At 69.0% G+C, this 19,894-nt stretch carries 25 protein-coding genes and 1 pseudogene; 13 read left to right on the forward strand and 13 right to left on the reverse strand.

The window, feature by feature from the left end; all coding sequences use genetic code 11:
• The coding region (locus A5694_RS11020) for a hypothetical protein (protein WP_428844271.1) at positions 1–199 on the reverse strand (199 nt) is incomplete at its 3' end.
• Between the two features lie 3 nt (positions 200–202).
• Between A5694_RS11020 and A5694_RS11025 the strand changes: the two are divergent.
• Both A5694_RS11025 and A5694_RS11030 read left to right on the forward strand, forming a co-directional pair.
• Positions 203–697 (forward strand): annotated as a pseudogene (locus tag A5694_RS11025) (DNA translocase FtsK); the annotation flags it as partial.
• 133 nt (positions 698–830) lie between these two features.
• Positions 831–1,340 carry a DUF421 domain-containing protein gene (locus tag A5694_RS11030; RefSeq protein ID WP_064921880.1) on the forward strand — a complete coding sequence of 170 codons (510 nt, stop codon included), beginning with the start codon at positions 831–833 and terminating at the stop codon, positions 1,338–1,340.
• Here the strand turns inward: A5694_RS11030 and A5694_RS11035 are convergent.
• Complete coding sequence (locus tag A5694_RS11035; protein WP_109535664.1) at positions 1,337–1,858, reverse strand: amino-acid N-acetyltransferase; 522 nt, start codon at positions 1,856–1,858, stop codon at positions 1,337–1,339. The two genes, A5694_RS11030 and A5694_RS11035, sit on opposite strands and share 4 nt — an antisense overlap.
• A 55-nt stretch (positions 1,859–1,913) precedes the next feature.
• Here A5694_RS11035 and pgsA point away from each other — a divergent pair, with 55 nt between their 5' ends.
• From pgsA to pspM, 4 genes are all read left to right on the forward strand, one after another.
• Positions 1,914–2,507: a CDP-diacylglycerol--glycerol-3-phosphate 3-phosphatidyltransferase gene (gene pgsA, locus A5694_RS11040; RefSeq protein WP_064921881.1), complete on the forward strand. Its 594-nt coding sequence runs from the start codon at positions 1,914–1,916 to the stop codon at positions 2,505–2,507.
• 136 nt (positions 2,508–2,643) lie between these two features.
• Positions 2,644–2,967, forward strand: coding sequence for a transcriptional regulator ClgR (gene clgR, locus A5694_RS11045; protein WP_064921882.1), 324 nt, complete (start codon positions 2,644–2,646; stop codon positions 2,965–2,967).
• Between the two features lie 81 nt (positions 2,968–3,048).
• Positions 3,049–3,873 carry a phage shock protein PspA gene (pspA, locus tag A5694_RS11050; RefSeq protein WP_064921883.1) on the forward strand — a complete coding sequence of 275 codons (825 nt, stop codon included), beginning with the start codon at positions 3,049–3,051 and terminating at the stop codon, positions 3,871–3,873.
• A gap of 3 nt (positions 3,874–3,876) precedes the next feature.
• Positions 3,877–4,710, forward strand: coding sequence for a phage shock envelope stress response protein PspM (pspM, locus tag A5694_RS11055; RefSeq protein ID WP_064921884.1), 834 nt, complete (start codon positions 3,877–3,879; stop codon positions 4,708–4,710).
• Here pspM and A5694_RS11060 read toward each other — a convergent pair.
• Entirely contained in the window at positions 4,707–5,120 is a 414-nt protein-coding gene (locus tag A5694_RS11060; protein ID WP_064921885.1) for a DUF5313 domain-containing protein, read from the reverse strand. The two genes, pspM and A5694_RS11060, sit on opposite strands and share 4 nt — an antisense overlap.
• A gap of 6 nt (positions 5,121–5,126) precedes the next feature.
• Positions 5,127–5,567, reverse strand: a complete 441-nt coding sequence (locus A5694_RS11065) for a limonene-1,2-epoxide hydrolase family protein (RefSeq protein ID WP_064921886.1) — start codon at positions 5,565–5,567, stop codon at positions 5,127–5,129.
• A gap of 42 nt (positions 5,568–5,609) precedes the next feature.
• On the opposite strand from A5694_RS11065, the gene A5694_RS11070 reads away from it, so the two are divergent.
• On the forward strand, positions 5,610–6,782 hold the full coding sequence (locus A5694_RS11070) for a glycosyltransferase (RefSeq protein WP_064921887.1): 1,173 nt from the start codon (positions 5,610–5,612) through the stop codon (positions 6,780–6,782).
• A 10-nt stretch (positions 6,783–6,792) separates the two neighbouring features.
• Complete coding sequence (locus A5694_RS11075; protein WP_064921888.1) at positions 6,793–6,987, forward strand: DUF3046 domain-containing protein; 195 nt, start codon at positions 6,793–6,795, stop codon at positions 6,985–6,987.
• Here A5694_RS11075 and A5694_RS11080 read toward each other — a convergent pair.
• Positions 6,978–7,628, reverse strand: a complete 651-nt coding sequence (locus A5694_RS11080) for a TetR/AcrR family transcriptional regulator (RefSeq protein ID WP_064921889.1) — start codon at positions 7,626–7,628, stop codon at positions 6,978–6,980. The genes A5694_RS11075 and A5694_RS11080 overlap by 10 nt on opposite strands.
• 71 nt (positions 7,629–7,699) lie before the next feature.
• Between A5694_RS11080 and A5694_RS11085 the strand changes: the two genes are divergently transcribed.
• The 3 genes from A5694_RS11085 to recX all read left to right on the forward strand — a co-directional run bounded on the left by A5694_RS11085 (position 7,700) and on the right by recX (position 11,716).
• Entirely contained in the window at positions 7,700–8,911 is a 1,212-nt protein-coding gene (locus A5694_RS11085) for an oxygenase MpaB family protein (RefSeq protein WP_064921917.1), read from the forward strand.
• Positions 8,912–9,078: 167 nt separating this feature from the next.
• Positions 9,079–11,220, forward strand: a complete 2,142-nt coding sequence (recA, locus tag A5694_RS11090) for an intein-containing recombinase RecA (RefSeq protein ID WP_064921890.1) — start codon at positions 9,079–9,081, stop codon at positions 11,218–11,220.
• Positions 11,186–11,716 (forward strand): recombination regulator RecX, encoded by a 531-nt coding sequence (recX, locus tag A5694_RS11095; protein ID WP_109535668.1) that lies wholly within the window; start codon positions 11,186–11,188, stop codon positions 11,714–11,716. The genes recA and recX overlap by 35 nt, the downstream gene beginning before the upstream one ends.
• Before the next feature lie 4 nt (positions 11,717–11,720).
• On the opposite strand, the gene A5694_RS11100 is transcribed toward recX, so the two are convergent.
• From A5694_RS11100 to A5694_RS11120, 5 genes are all read right to left on the reverse strand, one after another.
• A complete protein-coding gene (locus A5694_RS11100; protein WP_064921892.1) occupies positions 11,721–11,951 on the reverse strand; it encodes a hypothetical protein in 231 nt (76 codons plus the stop codon).
• Between the two features lie 63 nt (positions 11,952–12,014).
• Entirely contained in the window at positions 12,015–12,899 is an 885-nt protein-coding gene (locus A5694_RS11105; protein WP_064921893.1) for an amino acid ABC transporter permease, read from the reverse strand.
• Positions 12,896–13,573, reverse strand: coding sequence for an amino acid ABC transporter permease (locus A5694_RS11110; protein WP_064921894.1), 678 nt, complete (start codon positions 13,571–13,573; stop codon positions 12,896–12,898). Before A5694_RS11110 ends, A5694_RS11105 begins: the two co-directional genes overlap by 4 nt.
• Positions 13,570–14,379, reverse strand: a complete 810-nt coding sequence (locus A5694_RS11115) for a glutamate ABC transporter substrate-binding protein (protein ID WP_064921895.1) — start codon at positions 14,377–14,379, stop codon at positions 13,570–13,572. The genes A5694_RS11110 and A5694_RS11115 overlap by 4 nt, the downstream gene beginning before the upstream one ends.
• Positions 14,379–15,128, reverse strand: a complete 750-nt coding sequence (locus A5694_RS11120; protein WP_064921896.1) for an amino acid ABC transporter ATP-binding protein — start codon at positions 15,126–15,128, stop codon at positions 14,379–14,381. Before A5694_RS11120 ends, A5694_RS11115 begins: the two co-directional genes overlap by 1 nt.
• Before the next feature lie 58 nt (positions 15,129–15,186).
• On the opposite strand from A5694_RS11120, the gene miaB reads away from it, so the two are divergent.
• Positions 15,187–16,680 (forward strand): tRNA (N6-isopentenyl adenosine(37)-C2)-methylthiotransferase MiaB, encoded by a 1,494-nt coding sequence (miaB, locus tag A5694_RS11125; RefSeq protein WP_064921918.1) that lies wholly within the window; start codon positions 15,187–15,189, stop codon positions 16,678–16,680.
• Positions 16,677–17,282, forward strand: coding sequence for an Rv2732c family membrane protein (locus A5694_RS11130; protein WP_064921897.1), 606 nt, complete (start codon positions 16,677–16,679; stop codon positions 17,280–17,282). The genes miaB and A5694_RS11130 overlap by 4 nt, the downstream gene beginning before the upstream one ends.
• Here the strand turns inward: A5694_RS11130 and A5694_RS11135 are convergent.
• The 3 genes from A5694_RS11135 to A5694_RS11145 form a co-directional block, all read right to left on the reverse strand.
• Complete coding sequence (locus A5694_RS11135; protein WP_064921919.1) at positions 17,248–17,940, reverse strand: hypothetical protein; 693 nt, start codon at positions 17,938–17,940, stop codon at positions 17,248–17,250. The genes A5694_RS11130 and A5694_RS11135 overlap by 35 nt on opposite strands.
• Positions 17,940–18,398, reverse strand: a complete 459-nt coding sequence (locus A5694_RS11140) for an SRPBCC family protein (RefSeq protein ID WP_064921898.1) — start codon at positions 18,396–18,398, stop codon at positions 17,940–17,942. Before A5694_RS11140 ends, A5694_RS11135 begins: the two co-directional genes overlap by 1 nt.
• A gap of 74 nt (positions 18,399–18,472) precedes the next feature.
• Positions 18,473–19,804, reverse strand: coding sequence for a DUF349 domain-containing protein (locus A5694_RS11145; RefSeq protein ID WP_082952626.1), 1,332 nt, complete (start codon positions 19,802–19,804; stop codon positions 18,473–18,475).
• Between the last annotated feature and the right edge of the window lie 90 nt (positions 19,805–19,894).

Below are 19,894 nucleotides of genomic sequence, written 5' to 3' on the forward strand. Positions count from 1 at the left end.
CCTGCAGCCGGATCGGCTTGTTGGCGCCCATCGGCAGGAACAGCCCGTCGCCCATCCCGATCAGCTTCTCCGCGCCGGCCTGGTCCAGGATCACCCGCGAGTCGGTCAGCGACGAGGTGGCGAACGCCAGCCGGGACGGCACGTTGGTCTTGATCAGGCCGGTGACGACGTCCACCGAGGGCCGCTGGGTGGCCAGCACCAGGTGAATGCCTGCGGCGCGGAGAAGCTGATCGGGATGGGCGACGGGCTGTTCCTGCCGATGGGCGCCAACAAGCCGATCCGGCTGCAGGGCGCGTTCATCACCGACGAGGAGATCCACGCCGTCGTCACCGCCTGCAAGGACCAGGCCGAACCCGAGTACACCGAGGGTGTCACCACCGCCAAGCCGAGCGGCGAACGCACTGATGTCGACCCCGACATCGGCGACGACATGGAGGTCTTCCTGCAGGCCGTCGAGCTGGTGGTGTCCAGCCAGTTCGGCTCGACCTCGATGCTGCAGCGCAAGTTGCGGGTCGGCTTCGCCAAGGCGGGCCGGCTGATGGACCTGATGGAGACCCGCAGCATCGTCGGCCCATCCGAGGGCTCCAAGGCCCGGCAGGTGCTGGTCAAGCCCGACGAGCTGGCCGCCACCTTGATGGCCATCCGCGGTGGCGGCGACCCGGATGATGGTGACGACGACTCCGACGCCGAGTTCTAGGCCGCCTACCCAGGCGCCGAGCGGGTCCCACTCAGCGGCAGCCGGCCGGTGCAGACACCCCTAAGACACAGATCGGACACGGACCGGACACCAGCGGTTTTCGCGGACCGGGCCGGGCGCGTAATCTCGCCACGTGGATTGGGCACGCCTGTTTGCTTTCGATACCCCGCCGTCGGAGATCATCGTCCGCGGAACCGTCATCTATATCGCGATCTACGCGTTGCTGCGGGTGGTATTGAAACGCGAGGCGGGCACCAACGGCATCACGGACCTGATCGTCGTGGTGCTGATCGCCGACGCCGCGCAGAACGGGATGGCGGGCGGCTACCGATCGATCAGCGACGGCATCCTGCTCGTCGGCGTGATCATCGGCTGGTCCTACCTGCTCAACTGGATGGCGCACCGCTGGCCCGGCGTGGCGAGGCTGCTGCGGCCCGGGCCGCTGCTGGTGGTTCACCACGGCGAATTCCTCTACGCCAATATGCGCAAAGAGATGATCACCGAGGAACAGGTTCGCGAGCAGGCCCGCAAACAGGGAATCGCCGACCTCGCCGTCGTGCGTGAGGGCCGGATGGAATCCGACGGGCAATTCAGCTTCCTCATCGGCTCGGCCCGCCGGGCAACCGGCGTCCTGGCCGATTAGAGAATCAGCAGCATCCGGGTGTTGCCCAGGGTGTTCGGCTTGACGTAGCTCAGGTCGAGGAATTCGGCCACCCCGACGTCGTAGGAGCGCTGCATCTCCTCGTACACCTCGGCGGTGACCGGCGTTCCGTCGATCTCGGTGAAGCCGTGCCGGGCGAAGAAGGCCGTTTCGAAGGTCAGCACGAACAACCGCTGCAACTGCAGGTCGCGGGCGACCTGCAACAGGCGGTCGACGAGCGCATGCCCGATTCCGCGGCCGGTCAAGGTCGGGTCCACCGCGATGGTGCGCACCTCACCGAGATCCGACCACAGCACGTGCAGGGCCCCGCAGCCCACTACGCCCCGTTCGGGGTCCTCGGCCACCCAGAACTCCTGCACCGCCTCGTAGAGCGTGACGAGGTTCTTCTCCAGCAGGATCTTGCCGGCGTAGATGTCGACGAGCTTCTTGATCGCCGGGACATCCGATGTCCGCGCGCGGCGGATCAGGGGCCGCTGGGCCGGATCAGCCGCGAGGTGCACAGATGCACAGTATCGGTTTCTCACTCCAGCCTGGGTAACCGATATTCTGTCTGCCGTGTCGGGGCAACCTCAAACCGGTCCGGCGGTGACGCGCGTCCCCGTGATCAATCTGGCCAACGCGCTGACCGTCATGCGGTTGTTGTTGGTCCCGGTCTTTCTGCTGGCGCTGTTCGCCCAGGACGGCCATGACGCCAACACCCGCATCGCGGCGTTCGTCATCTTCGCGGTGGCCATCGTCACCGACCGGCTCGACGGTGCCCTGGCCCGCAACTACGGGATGGTGACCGACTTCGGCACCCTGGCCGACCCGATTGCCGACAAGGCACTGATCGGTGCCGCGTTGATCGGGCTGTCGATGCTCGGCGACCTGTGGTGGTGGGTGACGGTGCTGGTGCTGGCCCGAGAGATCGGGATCACTGTGCTGCGGTTCGCGGTGCTGCACCGCGGGGTGATCCCGGCCAGCCGCGGCGGAAAACTCAAGACGCTGGTGCAGGCGGTCGGGATTGGGCTGCTGGTCCTGCCGCTGACCGGTCCCTGGCTGGTGACGGCCTGGGTGGTGATGGCCGCCGCTGTGGTGCTCACGGTGGTGACCGGCGTGGATTACGTGATGTCGGCGGTGGCTGATCTGAGGGAACCGGACCGGAGCTGACCGGCGGTTCAGCGGTTCAGCCAGGTTCGACGGAGCAGAGCCGATGAAACCGACGAGCCGGGAACCCGGATGAGCGTCGCGGCGTTGAGCTTGGTGACTGTCGGTGTTCCAGCTTGATCCGATTAAGGAGTGCACGATGACGACATTGCTGCGGGAATCGGTCGGCGAGGTGCTGCGCCAGGCCCGGACGGCGCAGGGGCGAACACTGCGTGAGGTGTCGGACGCGGCGCGGGTCAGCTTGGGGTACCTCTCGGAGGTCGAGCGGGGCCGCAAGGAAGCCTCCAGCGAGCTGCTCAATGCGATCTGCGCGGCGTTGCGGATCCCGTTGTCGGCGGTGCTCTTCGATGCCGGCAACCGGGTGGCGCGGACCGAGCGGGCCGAGCGCAACATCGGGGTCACCCACATCGACGCCAGCACCAAGGTGGTGATTCCACCGATCCGGGCGATGGCCTCGGCGTGACGTGTCGAAGCTCCACCCGAGCACAGTCGAACCGATAAATTAGCGGCATACCGCATCCGACCAACCAGACGGAGCTGACTGATGGCCAACCCGTTCGTCAAGGCGTGGAAGTACGTGATGGCGCTGTTCAACGCCAAAATCGACGAACACGCCGACCCGAAGGTGCAGATCCAGCAGGCGATCGAAGAGGCGCAGCGTCAGCACCAGGCACTCACCCAGCAGGCCGCCCAGGTGATCGGCAATCAGCGGCAGCTGGAGATGCGGCTCAACCGGCAGTTGGCCGACATCGAGAAGCTTCAGGTCAACGTGCGTCAGGCGCTCACCCTGGCCGACCAGGCCACCGCCTCAGGCGACACCGCCAAGGCGACCGAATACAACAACGCCGCAGAGGCGTTCGCAGCTCAGCTGGTCACCGCCGAACAGAGCGTCGAAGACCTCAAGACCCTGCACGACCAGGCGCTGTCCGCGGCGGTGCAGGCCAAGAAGGCCGTCGAGCAGAACGCGATGGTGTTGCAGCAGAAGATCGCCGAGCGCACCAAGCTGCTCAGCCAGCTCGAGCAGGCCAAGATGCAGGAGCAGGTCAGCGCGTCGCTGCGGTCGATGAGTGAGATCGCCGCGCCCGGGACCACCCCCAGCCTCGACGAGGTGCGGGACAAGATCGAGCGGCGCTACGCCAACGCGATCGGTGCCGCCGAGCTGGCGCAGGGCACGGTGGCCGGCCGGATGCTCGAGGTGGAACAGGCCGGCGTGCAGATGGCCGGCCATTCCCGGTTGGAGCAGATCCGCGCCTCGATGCGCGGGGAGTCGCTGCCGACCGGCGGCACCGCCGCCGCACCGACCCCGCCCACTCCGACGGCTCCGCAATCGGGTGCCAGCCCCACACCCGAGAATCCGCTGGACCGGTAGCCGATGGCCGTGCGAGTCGGAGGCCGTGCCCGGGGCGCCCTGCTGCAGCGCGCCGTCGACCGTGCCAGCGAGGCCGCCGACATCCTCGCCGACAAGCTGAGTGCGATCGCCGACCCGCGGGCCAGATTGCTCCGTAAGCGGCGATGGGCGCTGCGCCTGGGGCTGTTCTTCGCGGCTGCCTGCGGGTTCTGGGTGCTGGTGACGGCCGTGCTGGCGTCGTGGGCGACCCCGGTCTGGGTGCTGCTGATCACCGGGCTGATCGCCGCCGGCGCGGCCGCCCCGGCCACGCTGCTGTTGCTGCGGTATCGCTGGTTGCGCGCGGTGCCGCTGCCGGCTGTCCGCACGGTCACCGCACGGCGCCTGCCGCCGCCCGGTTCGGCGGCGCGGCCGGCGATGTACGCGCTGGGCGCCTCCGAGCGCGGCATGGTGTCGCTGCTGGGCGTACTGGAGCGCGGTCGGCTGCTGCCTGACGATGAGATCGCCGAGCTGACCGCCGCCGTCAACGGGGCGGCGTCGGCGATGGCGGCCACCGCCGCCCAGGTGGTGTCGATGGAACGGGCTGTGCAGCACAGTGCGCAGTCCAGCGAATACCTGGTGCCGACGATCAACGCGTTCACCGCCCAGCTGAGTGCCGGCGTGCGGCAATACAACGAAATGGTCACCGCCGCAGCGCAACTGGTCGCCTCAGCCAACGACGGGTCGTCGACACCGTCGGGGGATCCGGTGAATTCGCCGATGTCCCAACAGCGGTACCGCGAGGAGCTGACCAACGCGACCGATCGCATGCTCGGTTGGGCGCAGGCCTTCGACGAACTCGCCGAGCTGCCCCGCGTCTAGATGTCGTCGCTGCGCTGATCGACTGATTCCGGCCGCGCGCCGTAGCGTTCGGCGTAAGACCGGTGGATGTGGGCGTCGCGCTCGCGTTTGCGTGCGTCGGCGAGCTCGGGGTCGAGGCCGTGCATCCGCAGCATGTGCTTGCGCCACACCTTGTTGAGCGCATGCGCGAACAGGATCACCATGAACCAGATCGGAAACGTCATGGTGACATGCGTCAGGAAGTCGGCCGGCAACAGCCAGAACGGGATCAGGATCAGCGTCGTCGGCACGACGGCGCGCAGGATCATCCGGACGGTGGCACCCGGGCCGGCCAGGTCGTTGCGGACCCAGTCCCGCAGCTCCGGCGGCAGTGGGCGCCCGTAGCAGTACCGGAGGTATTGGAGCGCGTTGGGGCGTCGGCGCGTGTTCACTACGTTCTACAGCGTCGGGCGTAGCGACGGGAAGACGGTCGCCGCGACCGCCCGCAGCGTCGCCTTGAACATATCGAGGAAGTCAAAGTAGTCGCGCCACAACGTGATACGTCCGTTGCGCACTTCGAACACCCCGCAGACCCAGAACTGCAGCCGCAGCGGACCAAAGGTCAGCGCATCGGTGCGCTCGGTGAGCACGGCCGCGCCGTCGGCGGCGATACGGTGGATCTTCACATCGAAGGCCGCCCGGCCGGCCATTCGGCGGAACACCCCGATGGTGGCGCTGCGCCCGTAAATGGTCGGCAGCCCGACGTTCTGATACACCACGTCCTCGGCGAGGGCCGCGGCCGCGGTGTCGAGATCATCGTCGGCAAGGGCGTCGAGGAACGTCTCGACTGTACGGATGTTGGCGGCCGTCTCGGTCTGCTGGACACTCGGTTCGGTCATGCCTGCCAGCCTAGGCCTGCGGGGCTGTGGCACGGTAGGCCGATGCGCATCGTGGTAGTCGCCGGACCCGATCCCGGCCACGCATTCCCGGCGATCGCGTTGTGCCGGCGCTTCCGCGCGGCCGGGGACACGCCGACGTTGCTGACCGGGGTGCAGTGGCTGGACACGGCGCGCGCCGCCGGAGTGGATGCCGCCGAGCTGCTCGGCCTGGATGCCACCGCCGCCGATGACGACACCGACGACGGGGCCAAGCTGCATCAGCGGGCGGCCCGCATGGCGCAGCAGAACCGCGAGCAGCTGCGGGCGCTGGCGCCGGACCTGCTGGTCTCCGACGTCATCACCGCCTGCGGGGGCATGGCCGCCGAACTGCTCGGCATCCCCTGGGTCGAACTCAGCCCGCACCCGCTCTACCTCCCGTCGAGGGGATTGCCACCGATCGGCAGCGGGCTGGCGCCCGGCCGGGGCGTGCGGGGCCGGGTGCGGGATGCGGTGATGCGGTCGCTGACCGCCCGGTCGGTGCGATCCGGTCTGCGGCAGCGCGCCGCGGCCCGGGCCGGCATCGGTCTGCCGGACCACGACCCCGGGCCGCTGCGGCGCCTGATCGCCACGTTGCCGGCGCTCGAGGTGCCCCGCCCGGACTGGCCTGCCGAGGCGGTCGTCGTCGGACCACTGCACTTCGAACCCACCGAGGAGCTGCTCGGGGTGCCCCCGGGTCCGGGCCCGCTGGTGGTGGTGGCGCCGTCCACGGCGGCGACCGGGACGGCCGGGCTGGCCGAGCTGGCGTTGCAGCACCTGGTGCCCGGCGACGGGCTGCCCGACGGCGCCCGGGTCGCGGTATCGCGGCTGAACGGCCCCGAGTTGACCCTGCCGCCGTGGGCCGTTGCCGGGCTGGGACGCCAGGACGACCTGTTGGCCCGCGCCGATCTGGTCATCTGCGGCGGCGGGCACGGCATGGTGGCCAAGTCGCTGCTGGCGGGGCTGCCGCTGGTGGTGGTGCCCGGCGGGGGCGACCAGTGGGAGATCGCCAACCGGGTGGTGCGCCAGGGCAGCGGGCGGCTGATCCGGCCGCTGAGCGCGGCGGCGCTGACCGAGGCGGTGAACGCCGTGCTGGCATCGCCGAGCTACCGCGACGCCGCGCGGCGGGCCGCCGAAGGGGCCGCCGACGTGGCCGACCCGGTGCGGGTGTGTCACGAGGCACTTTCGTGCGCTGAGTAGGTTGGGACGCGTGCGCCTGACCGAATTCCACGAGCGGGTCACGCTGCGCTTCGGGGCGGCCTACGGCGCCACGGTGCTGACCGATCACGTGCTGTCCGCGGTGGGCGGACGCACGGCCGCACAGGCGATCGAGGACGGGGTGGAGCCCCGCGACGTGTGGTGGGCGTTGTGCGCGGACTTCGACGTGCCGCGCGATCAGTGGTGAGCGTGATCGTGCGGGTGCACGATGCTGCGGACCAGGGCGACGGCCAGATCCGAGCAGACGGCGGCCAGCTCGGCGGGGGACTCGACAGGGTTGTCCAGCCAGGCTTCGATGATCTGGTTGACGCCGCCGACGATGAACAAGGCACCGCGGCGTAACTCCGCGGGCGGCGGAACTTCGCCGTCGAGGACGCCGGGAGCGTGCTCGACGACCGCATCGGTGATCAGGTCGAGGATGCGGGCGCGGTGCTCGCTCAGGCCGGGGACGCCGGACAGGTCGCTGGTGGCGATGCGGTGGATGTACGGGTCGGCGGCGATGAGGTCGAGGAAGGCGGTCAGCGCGGAGCGCAGTTTGTCGGTGAGCGTGCCCGGGTCGCCGACGCCGGCGGTGACCATCGCGTCGAGCAGCTGGTCGCGGACGTCGTCGGAGACCGCGAACAGCAGCGCGTCGCGGTTGGCGAATTGCTCGTAGAAGTAGCGCGGGATCAGCCCCGCGGCGCTGCAGACGCCGCGGACGGTGACCTCGCTGAGGCCGGATTCACCCCAGATCCGCCGGCCGGCGGCCAGTAGCTTGCCCCGGCGTTCGGCGCGGCGGTCGACCGCGCTGATGCCGCCGTAATCGCGCACCACTTCCGGGCGTTTCATTGACATCACCCTACCCGCGGCCTACGTTTGGAACACAGGTGTTATCCAAAGTTGCGCTGGAGGCTTACCCGATGAATTCGCCGATTCCCGCCCGACACCCGGCTGCCCCGGGGGCGGTTCCGTTCGGCATTCGGGTGCTTGCCGGTCTGCTCGGAGTTGCCAAACCGACCCCGCAGCGCTGGGACGAGATCGGTGCGGGGTTCAACGTCGGCGACGAGCCGATGCGACGGCTGGTCGACTGGATGTCGAGCACCACCGAGGCGCGGCCGCTGTTCGAACGGATCCTGGCCCACGGGCTGGCGTCGGTGCCCGACGCTCCGGAGCCGCTGCGGGAGTTCTTCGGCGAATTCGAGCCGATCCCGGACTGGGTCGATCTCGATCTGGTGCGCCGCGGGCAGCGGGCGTTGCGCCGCGGCGGGGCCGATGGCACCTACATCGCCCGGGACGTCTCGTTGCTGGGCGGTTACCGGTTCTCCTCGTTCAACAAGACCCTGCTGCGCACCGGCGTGCTGGAGAAGGGCTCGAACAAGCGGTTCGCCGAGACGCTGCAGTGGGCCCTGGACGTCACCGCCGAGGGCGGCCTGGAGCCCCTCGGCGTCGGCTACCAGGCCACCATCCGGGTCCGATTGATCCACGAGTACGTCCGGCGGCACGTGGCCGCGCTGCCGGACTGGCGCGGCGAGGAATGGGGCCTGCCGGTCAACCAGACCGACATGGCCGCCACCCTGGTGGGTGCGCTGATCGCGCCGCCGGCGGGCGGGCTCGGGATGGGGCTGGTGCTGCCCCCTGCCGAGCTTGACGCCATCGCCCACCTGACCCGCTACGTCGGCTGGCTGATGGGGGTGCACGACGAGTGGCTGCCTCGCGACTTCCGCGACGCCATCCGGGTGCTCTACCACACGCTCGGCGCACTGTCGGCGCCCGACGAATCCACGCCGCAGCTGGCGGTCCCGATGGCCGACGATCCCCTGCAGTGGCACTACCGCAGCATGAGCGGGGTGCGGCGTCGGATCGCCCGGGCGCAGCACCTGTCGGTGACCAGCGGCTTCCTGGGGCCGCGGGCGATGCGGGAACTGGGGCTGCCGGGATTCGTCCTGCCGTGGTACCCGGTATTGCGTCTGCCGGTGAACCTGGCCCGCAGTCTTGCGGCGCTGACCCTGCCCGGCGGGCTAGACCGCGCGGCGCTGCGTGGGCGCCGTGAGCAGGAGCAGTTCATGCGCACCATGATGGGCGCGCAGGACACCGCCATCGGGGCTTCGGCGCACGTGATGCAGGTGGCGTAACACTCCGCCTGGGATCGACACCCCGACACGCCGCGTGTCTGACTTGATTCGAACATCCGTTCGCCTACTGTGGAGAGAGTTCGCCGGGTTGTCGGACCCTGCTACTAGCGTCACGGCCAACCGACCGAGAACCGGTCAACCGAACACCGAACCACAGGAGAGACATCATGGCGCAAGCTCCCGATCGCGAAAAGGCACTCGAACTGGCGATGGCCCAGATCGACAAGAACTTCGGCAAAGGCTCGGTGATGCGCCTCGGCGACGAGGTGCGGCAACCGATCTCGGTCATCCCCACCGGATCGATCGCCCTGGATGTGGCGCTGGGCATCGGCGGCCTGCCCCGGGGCCGGGTCATCGAGATCTACGGCCCAGAGTCCTCCGGTAAGACCACGGTGGCGCTGCACGCGGTGGCCAATGCCCAGGCCGCCGGCGGGATCGCGGCGTTCATCGACGCCGAGCATGCGCTGGACCCCGAGTACGCCAAGAAGCTCGGCGTGGACACCGATTCGCTGCTGGTGTCCCAGCCCGACACCGGGGAACAGGCGCTGGAGATCGCCGACACGCTGATCCGTTCCGGTGCGCTGGACATCCTGGTCATCGACTCGGTGGCCGCCCTGGTGCCGCGCGCGGAGATCGAAGGCGAGATGGGGGACAGCCACGTCGGCCTGCAGGCTCGGCTGATGAGCCAGGCGCTGCGGAAGATGACTGGCGCGCTGAACAATTCGGGCACCACCGCGATCTTCATCAACCAGCTGCGGGAAAAGATCGGAGTGATGTTCGGGTGCATGAACTATTCCACCCGGGTGACCCTTGCCGACGGCAGTACCGAGAAGATCGGCAAGATCGTCAACAACAAGATGGACGTGGAGGTGTTGTCCTACGACCCCATCGCCGACCAGTTGGTGCCGCGCAAGATCGTGAACTGGTTCGACAACGGGCCTGCCGAGAAGTTCCTGCAGTTCACCGTCGAGAAGTCCGGCGGTAACGGCAAATCGCAGTTCGCCGCGACGCCCAACCACCTGATCCGCACCCCGGGCGGCTGGACCGAGGCCGGCGAACTGATCGCCGGCGACCGGGTCCTGGCTGCTGAACCGCACCTGCTCAGCGACCAGCAATTCCAGGTCGTCCTCGGTTCACTGATGGGTGATGGAAACCTCTCACCCAATCGGCGTGACCGAAACGGCGTCCGGTTCCGGTTGGGACACGGCGCCAAGCAGCTGGAATACCTGCAGTGGAAGACCGCGCTGATGGGCAACATCGGTCACTCAAAGCGGGAGAACGCTGCGGGTTCGCACTTCGTCGATTTCACTCCGCTTCCCGAACTGGGCGAACTGCAGCGCGCGGTGTACCTCGGGGATGGCAAGAAGTTCTTCTCCGAGGACTACCTCAAGGCACTCACCCCGTTGGCGCTGGCCATCTGGTACATGGATGATGGCTCATTCTCGCTGCGCTCCAAGGGATTGCAGGAACGTACCACCGGTGGTAGCGGACGGATCGAAATCTGCGTGGAGGCCATGTCGGAAGGCACCCGAACCCGGCTGTGCGACTACCTGCGCGACACTCACGGGCTGGATGTGCGGCTGCGGTTGTCCGGATCGGCCGGCAAGGCGGTGTTGGTGTTCTCCACCGCCGCCACGGCCAAGTTCCAGGAATTGGTGGCGCCCTACATGGCACCGTCGATGGAGTACAAGCTGTTGCCGCGGTTCCGCGGTCAAGGCACGTTGACGCCGCAGTTCGCCGAACCTACCCAGCATTTGGTGCCGGCTCGGGTGCTCGATGTCCATGTCAAGCCGCCGACTCGATCGATGCACCGTTTCGACATCGAGGTGGAAGGCAACCACAACTACTTCGTCGACGGAGTGATGGTGCACAATTCGCCTGAAACAACCACGGGCGGAAAGGCTTTGAAGTTCTACGCGTCAGTTCGCCTGGACGTCCGGCGGATCGAGACGCTCAAGGACGGCACCGACGCGGTCGGCAACCGCACCCGGGTCAAGGTGGTCAAGAACAAGGTCAGCCCGCCGTTCAAGCAGGCTGAGTTCGACATCCTCTACGGCCGCGGCATCAGCCGCGAGGGCTCGCTGATCGACATGGGCGTGGACCAGGGCTTCATCCGCAAGTCCGGCTCCTGGTTCACCTATGACGGTGAACAGCTCGGACAGGGCAAGGAGAACGCCCGAAACTACCTGCTGACCAACGTCGACGTGGCCAACGAGATCGAGAAGAAGATCAAAGAGAAGCTCGGCATCGGTGCCGTGCTGACCGATGGTTTGGCTGATGACGTCCTGCCCGCTCCCGTCGACTTCTGAGCCGGCCGAACCCAAGCGTGAGGAGCAGGCGAAGTCACTGTGCCTTCGCCTGCTCACCGCGCGGGCGCGCACCCGTGCCGAGCTCGCCGGGCAGCTGACCAAACGGGGCTACCCCGACGACGTCAGCACTCGGGTGCTCGACCGGCTGGCCAAAGCCGGCCTGATCGATGACGCTGATTTCGCCGAGCAGTGGGTGCGCTCCCGGCGCGAACACGCGGGCAAGGGCAAAAAGGTGCTGGCTGCCGAACTGCGCACCAAGGGCGTCGCCGAAGATGTCATCGCTGGGGCACTGGCCGATATCGACGCCGGCGCCGAGCGCGTGCGGGCGGAACAGCTGGTGGTTGGCAAACTCCGTCGCGAGACCCTCGGCGAGGATGACGTGCGCGTCACCCGGCGGCTGGTGGCGATGCTGGCCCGCCGCGGCTACAGCCCGTCGATGGCCTACGACGTGGTGCGTGACGCACTGGCCGCCGAACGGGAGCGCCGGCGGGTCTGAAGGCTCAGACCTCGTCGACCTCGTCGGCCCCGTCCCGGTCGGTGAAGACCTCCTTGGTCCGCTCGACGGCGTGCGTGGCGATCTCCATGGAGTCCTGGACGATCGCACTGACCCCGCCGGAGACGTCGCCGCGGATGATGTCGCCGGCGTCCTCGACGATGTCGGAGGCCTTCTCGACGGCGTGCGTGGCGATGTCACGGACGGCGTTGAACGCGTCCTTGGGGGTGAGAGCCATCAGAGTCTCCTGTCGCTAGCTGTTGAGTCCGACTCTAGACGCCCAACCACGCCCGCGCAGGGCCTAAACGACCTGCGCTCCCGGGGCGCCCTCCGGCTCGATCGTTGCCGGCTCCAACGGGTTGTGCCGCGAACGGCGCAGCCGGCGCTCCAACCCGATGGCGCCGGCTGACAATGCCAGATTTCCGGTGATCATCAGCGCCGCGATCACCAGCAGCGCGGGCAGGTAATTGCTGTACTGGGAGCCGACCACCGTGCCCTGGCGCACCATTTCCACGAACGTGATCTGGTAGCCGATCGCGGTGTCCTTGAGCGCCACCACCAGTTGTGAGACCAGGACCGGCAGCATGGTGGTGACGGCCTGGGGCAGCAGCACCAGCCGCATCGAACGGCCCCAGCTCAGGCCTAGCGCGGCGGCCGCCTCGGATTGCCCGCCGGGCAGGGCGTTGACTCCGGCGCGCACGATCTCGGCGATGACCGCGCCGTTGTAGAGCGTCAGGCCGGTGACCACTGCGGCCAGGGCGATCTGCTGCGGCGGGAACGCGCCCAGGACGCCGTAGACGAAGTAGGCGAAGATCATCATGATCAGCACCGGGATCGCCCGGAAGAACTCCACCACCACCGCGCAGCTCCAGCGGACCGGCCACACCCGCGACAGTCGGCCGACACCGAGGCTGACACCCAGAATCAGCGCCAGCCCGATCGACCAGGCCGCCGCGGTCAGCGTGCCCACCACCCCGGGCAGCACATAGGTCCGCCACAGGTCGGCGGTGAGAAACGGCGTCCACTTCTCCGCGGCCAGCTGGCCCTTGGCGGCCAGCCGCGAATACACCACCCACCCCAGCAGTCCCGCGGCCAGCACCGTGACCACCGACATGGCGCGGTGACGGGCGCGGGCGCGCGGTCCCGGTGCGTCGAACAGCACCGTGGCCCGGTCCGCCGACCTCATCGCGTCACCGCCCAGCGCCGGCCCAGGTACCCGAACAGCAGACCTAGCGGCAGGGTCAGCACGACGAAACCGGCCGCGAAGATGGCGCCCACCTCGATCAGTGCCGCGGTGTTCTCGGTCATCGACTTCATCAGCAGCGCGGCTTCGGCTACCCCGATCGCCGACGCCAGCGTGGTGTTCTTCGTCAATGCGATCAGCACCGACCCCAGCGGGATGATCACTGCCCGAAACGCCTGGGGTAACAATATAATTCGCAAATTCTGGCCGAAGCTCAGCCCGAGTGACCGGGCGGCCTCGGCCTGCCCGATTCCGACGGTGTTGACGCCGGAACGCACCGCCTCGCACACGAACGACGCGGTGTACACGCTCAGTCCGAGCACCGCGAGCCGAAAATTGCTGTCGTCGATCGACGTCGGCGAGCGCGGGTCGGTCAGCGTCACACCCAGTGTCTGGGCCAGCCCGAACGAGCACAGCAGCAACAGCAGCGTCAGCGGGGTGTTGCGCACCAGGTGGACGTAACCGGCGCCGAGCCACCGCAGCGCCGGAACCGGAGCCAGCCGCATCGCGGCCAGCCCGGTGCCCAGGAACAGGGCCACGACCCCGGACAACACCGCCAACTCGACGGTGACGGTGAACGCCGCGAGGATCTGGTCGCGATACTCGGCGAACATCATCGCTGGATCGGCGGGGGATCGGGCACCGCGAATCCGGCAGGGCCGAAGTTGTCGACGAACGCCGCGCGCCAGGATCCGTCGCGTTCCATCTGTTCGAGTGCGTCGTTGATCCGCTGTCGCAGGCTGTCGTTGCCCTTGCGCACCCCGATCCCGTACTTCTCCTCCGAGAACCGTCCGCCGACCAGCTTGAAAGCCCCGGGGCTTTGGGCGGCATACCCGGCCAGGATCACGTCATCGGTGGTCACCGCGTCGATGGCGTTGTTGCGCAGGGCCTCCACGCAGGCGGAGTAGGTGTCATAGCGCTGCAGCTGCACGCCCGGGTAGCGGTCTTTGATCCGTTGGGCTGGAGTCGATCCGGACACCGAACACAGCTTCTTGTGACGCTGCAGTGACGCCGTGCCGGTGATGTCGGTGTTGTCGGCCCGCACCAGCAGGGACTGCCCGGCCAGCAGGTAGGGGCCGGCGAAGTCGACCTTTGCCCGCCGCGCGTCGGTGATTGAGTAGGTGGCCACCACGTAGTCGACCTGCCCGTTGCGCAGCAGCATCTCGCGTTGGCCGGATGGCGCTTCGATCCAGGCGATGCGCGCGGGCGGGTAACCCAGCCGGCCCGCGACGTAGCGGGCCACGTCGACGTCGAACCCGCCGAGCGTGCCGTCGGGTCTTTTGACGCTCAGCCCGGGTTGATCGAACTTCACACCGATGGTGATCTTGCCGCTGTCGTGGGCGGTGCAGGCCCCCGCCAACGACCCCACCGCCAACACCGCACCCAGCCGTGTCAGCACACCCAGCAGCCGCCTAACGCGCATCAGTGGTCGAGGACCCGGGCGAGAAAGTCCTTGGCCCGGGCGGACTTCGGGTCGGAAAAGAACTCCGCCGGCGGAGCGTCTTCGACGATCGCGCCGTCGGCCATGAACACCACCCGATCGGCGGCGCGGCGGGCGAAACCCATCTCGTGGGTCACCACCACCATGGTCATGCCGTCGTCGGCCAGCGTGCTCATCACCGCGAGCACCTCGCTGATCATCTCCGGGTCCAGGGCACTGGTCGGCTCGTCGAACAGCATCACCTTGGGGTTCATCGCCAGCGCGCGGGCGATCGCCACCCGCTGCTGCTGCCCGCCAGACAGCTGGGCGGGGTGTTTACCGGCCTGGTCGGCGACCCCGACCCGCTCCAGCAGTGCCATTGCCCGGCGCTGGGCCTGCGCCCGCGGGGTCTTGTGCACCTTCATCGGTGCCAGTGTGACGTTGTCGAGGATGGTCTTGTGCGGAAACAGGTTGAACGCCTGGAACACCATGCCGACCTGGGCGCGCAACCGGGCCAGCGGCGCGCCCTCGGCCGGCAGCGGCTGGCCGTCGATGGTGATGCTGCCCGAGTCGACGGTTTCGAGTCGGTTGATGGTGCGGCACAAGGTGGATTTTCCCGAGCCGGACGGGCCGAGGATGGCCACCACCTCGCCGCGGGCGACGTCGAGATTGATGTCGGAGAGCACATGCAGGCCGCCGAAGTATTTGTTGACGTCCCGGATGGCGATCATGGGCGGCCCGCCGCTGGTCATGGCACCCGACCCTACCGATGAGCGCGCCGCCGGTCTTCGCAATCCGATCGATCTGGGCATCGGCGGCCGCCGTACCATAGTCCGGGTGAGTTCGCCGGTGATTTCCGAACAGGTGCGCACCTATGAGGTGCGTACCTACGGCTGTCAGATGAATGTTCACGACTCCGAACGCATCGCCGGCATGTTGGAACAGGCCGGTTACCGCCGCGCCGCCGCGGGTGCCGACGCGGACCTGGTGGTGTTCAACACCTGCGCGGTGCGCGAGAACGCCGACAACAAGCTGTACGGCAACTTGAGCCACCTGGCGCCGAACAAGCGTGCCAACCCGGACATGCAGATCGCGGTGGGGGGCTGCCTGGCCCAGAAAGACAAGGACGGCGTGCTGAGCCGGGCGCCGTGGGTCGACGTTGTGTTCGGCACCCATAACCTGGGCTCGCTGCCGGTGCTGCTGGAGCGGGCCCGGCACAACCGCAGCGCCCAGGTCGAGATCGTCGAATCGCTGCGGGAGTTCCCGTCGTCGCTGCCGGCTGCGCGGGAATCGGCCTACGCGGCCTGGGTTTCCATCTCCGTGGGCTGCAACAACACCTGCACGTTCTGCATCGTGCCGTCGCTGCGGGGCCGCGAGGTGGACCGCAGCCCCGAGGACATTCTCGCCGAAGTCGCCGCGCTGGCCGATCAAGGCGTGCTCGAGGTGACGCTGCTGGGCCAGAACGTCAACGCCTACGGGGTCTCGTTCGCCGACCCGGCGCTGCCGCGCGACCGCGGCGCGTTCGCAGCGCTGTTGCGGGCCTGCGGGGACATCGAGGGCCTGGAGCGGGTCCGGTTCACCTCCCCGCACCCGGCGGAGTTCACCGACGACGTCATCGAGGCGATGGCCCAGACGCCGAACGTGTGTCCGACGCTGCACATGCCGCTGCAATCCGGTTCGGACTCCGTGCTGCGGGCGATGCGCCGCTCCTACCGGGCCGAACGCTACCTGGGCATCCTCGACCGGGTCCGCGCGGCGATCCCGGACGCGGCGATCACCACCGACCTGATCGTCGGGTTTCCCGGCGAGACCGAGCGCGACTTCGAGGACACCCTGGAGGTGGTGGCCGCGGCCCGCTTCGCCGCCGCCTTCACCTTCCAGTACTCCAAGCGTCCTGGCACTCCGGCCGCCGAGCTGCCGGATCAGCTGCCCAAAGAAGTGGTCCAACAACGCTATGAGCGGCTGATCGACCTGCAGGAGCGGATCTCCCTGGAAGAGAACACCGCGCAGATCGGCCGCACCGTCGAGGTGCTCGTCGCGGTCGGGGAGGGGCGCAAGGACGCGCAGACGGCGCGGTTGAGCGGTCGCGCCCGCGATGGCCGGTTGGTGCACTTCGCCCCGGGCGATGCGCAGGTACGTCCCGGCGACGTGGTGGCCACGACGGTGACCGGCGCGGCGCCGCACCACCTGCTGGCCGACGGGCCGCTGCACAGCCACCGGCGCACCCGGGCCGGCGACATCGCGGCCGGCCCCCCACCCGGCGTGGGGCTGGGCATGCCGAAGATGCCGGGGGCGGCGCGGTGAGCGGCCCGGCCGACACTCCCGGGTCGCAGGGCGACTTCGAGGCCTACCGGGCCGATATCGAAGCCGCCGAGCGGCGGGTGGCCAGCGAAATCGACCCCGGTGGTAGGGGTTTGGTCGTCGCGATCGGCGTGTTCGTGTTGCTGGCATCGTTTCTGGCGCCGCACACCGGAGCGGTGCGGGGCTGGGATGTGCTGTTCGCCACCAACGGCGCCGACGAAGCCCTGGTGACGCTGCCGTCGCGGCTGTTCATGTGGCTGGCGCTGGTGTTCGGGGTTGGGTTCTCGATGCTGGCCCTGCTGACCCGCCGCTGGGCGGTGGCCTGGGTGGCGCTGGCCGGTTCGGCGGTGGCCAGTGTGGCTGGGCTGCTGGCGGTGTGGTCGCGCCAGACCGTGGTGCAAGGCCATCCGGGTCCCGGGATCGGCCTGATCCTGGCCTGGATCACGGTGATCGTCCTGACGTTTCATTGGGCCCGGCTGGTGTGGTCGCGCACCGCGCTGCAGTTGGCCGCCGAAGAGCAGCGCCGCCGCAGCACCGCCCAGCGTCAGGCCCGGGGCCTGCTGGAGGACCTCAGGCGCCCGGAGGACCAGCCGCCGGGCGAGTAGCCGCCGGCGCGTCGCGGCCGTCGCGGCTGCCCCGATAGGCCTGGGCCCGCAGGTCGGCGAGCCATCGGGGACGCAGGCACACCCCGGGCGCAGTGTTCACAATCGGGTCGAACGACACGTCCTCGTCGTGATCGAGGCCGGTGAGCACCAGGTGGGCCAGCGGGCGAAATCCCGCCGTGCCGTGGGCCTGCTCGAGTTCGAAGCAGACCCGGTCCTTCGCGATCTGATCGCGGACGCTGCCCAGCGCCAGCCCGAAGCCCGGGACCGGCGTGGTCAGCCGTGCCCGGAGCCACCAGAGGCTATCCCGGTAGCCCAACGGCATGAGCGTCGTCATGCTCAGACCCGCCCACGACGCCACCGGCCGCAGCCCCACCGCCCGGCCCAGCACCCCGGAGCCCGCCGAGACCAGCAGGATGTCCCAGGAGCCGTGGCGGGCTGCCGGCACCCGCAGCGCCAACCCGACGGCGTCGGGCAACGCCCCCGGGGTGCCCGCGCCTTTGGAGATCCGAGCGACGACCGCCGACGACGCCACGGGCAGGCCCTCGTCGGCGGGGGCGATCCGCTCGAGAAAGCCGGTTGCCAACACCCCGGCCGGATGGAACAGCCGACGGCCCCGCGCGGCGGCGCCCCAGCGAAACACCGGCGCGGCCGGGGCCATCAGCGCCGCGGCACGTCGCCGCGCCACGCGCCGGTCTCCACGGGCACGTTCTCGATGAAGTCCTTGAACCGCTTGAGGTCCGCGTGGACACGGTGGTCGAGGATGTTCAGCTTGTCGGCGACGTTCTCCACGACGCCATCCGGGTCGATGTCCATCTGGGTGGTCACCCGGGTGGTGTCCTCGTCGATCTTGTGGAAGGTGACCACACCACCGTGGCGGGGCCCGTTGTCGGATCGCCAGGCCACCCGCTCTTCGGGATGCTGTTCGGTGATCGTCGCATCGAACTCCCGGGTCGCGGGCCCGACCTTGATCGTCCAGTGCAGGTGCGTGTCGTCGCGCTGCTCTATGCGCTCAACGCCCTCCATGAACAACGGGAACGACTCGAACTGGGTCCATTGGTTGTAGACCGTCTGGATCGGTCGCTTGACGTCGAGTGCTGCAGTGATATTGCTGGCCATGAATACCCCCAGTGAGATTGGTCCTTGTCACTGTGGGGTTAGCCCGGCGCACCCGAGCGCCAAACATGCCCGGCTCAGCGCCGGTTGAGCGCCTGTTCGGCGGCCTCGGCCCACTGCCGCCACTGCTCGGCGCTGGCGGCGGCCTCGGCGGCCTCCTTCGTCCGGCCGGCGGCCTCCGCCTTTTGTGCCTGACGTTCGAATTGCTCAGCGCGAGTACGGAATTGGGCGGCGCGGGCCTCGGCCTCCGGGTCCACCCCGGACGCGTCGGCGGCGGCGCCGGCGTCCCGCACCTTCTTCTCCACTGTCCGCAGTCGCCGCTCCAGCTCGGCGGCGCGCTCCCGGGGGACCTTGCCGATGGCGTCCCACTTGGTGACGATCGACCGCAGCGCAGCGCGCGCGGCATTCTGGTTGGCCGGGTCGATGCGCTCCGCCTCGGCCAGCAGCGCCTCCTTGGCCGTGGCGTTGGCTACCAGCTCGGCGTCGCGTTCGGCGTGGGCGGCGTTGCGCGCGCCGAAGAACGTGTCTTGGGCGGCCTTGAACCGCTGCCACAGCGCCTCATCGACATCCTTGCTGGCCCGCCCGGCCGCTTTCCAGGTGTTGAGCAGCTCCCGGAACGCGGCACTGGTGGCCGCCCAGTCGGTGGAGCCGGCCAGCTCCTCAGCGCGCTTGCACAACCGTTCCTTCTCCTCGCGCGCCCCGGCTCGGCCGCGGTCGAGGTCGGCGAAGTGCGACCCGCGTCGCCGGTTGAATGCGTCCCGGGCCGCCGCGTAGCGCTTCCACAAGGCGTCGTCGGTCTTGCGGTCCAGCCCGGTGATCGTGCGCCACTCCTCGAGGATGGCTCGCAGCCGATCGCCGGCGACTTTCCACTGCGTGGAGTTCGCGGCCAGCTCCTCGGCCTCGGCGGCCAGCGCCTCCTTGCGGGCGGTCGCGGCGGCTCGTTGCTCGTCCCGCTGCGCCCGGTTGGCGGCGGCGACGGCGTCGGCGCGCTCGCTGACCGCGGCGATGCGGGCCGCCAGGGCATCGATGTCGCCGAGCACATTTGCCGTCGGCAATGACTCGGCCAGCGCGGTCGCCGAGGCCTTGATCTTGCGGGCGTCGCCGCTTCCCGAGGCCAGGCGCTCCTCGAGCAGGGTGATTTCGGTGCTCAAATCGTCGAACCGCCGGCCGAAGTGCGCGAACGCGGCCTCGGGGTCGCCGGCCTGCCAGGAGCCGATCTGTCGCTCGCCGGCCGAGGTAACGAGCCATACCGTGCCGTCAGCGTCGACCCGTCCGAAGCGGTGCGGATCGCCGGTCGGCGGGGCGGCGACCACCGGGCCAGGCCGGGCGCCCGGTTTGGGACCGGGACGCGGCCCCGGGCGGGGGCCCGGGCGTGGAGCGGGGGCGGACGAACCGCTGTCGATGGTCATCGCTGTCGTCACCTCACCCTTCGCGGTAGACCCGCGCATCTGCCGCGCACCGCGGCGCCTTCGATCTGCCTAGAAGTATCCAAGCGTATT

The sequence above is a fragment of the Mycolicibacter sinensis genome, assembly GCF_001667945.1.
GTDB classification, from domain to species: domain Bacteria; phylum Actinomycetota; class Actinomycetes; order Mycobacteriales; family Mycobacteriaceae; genus Mycobacterium; species Mycobacterium sinense_B.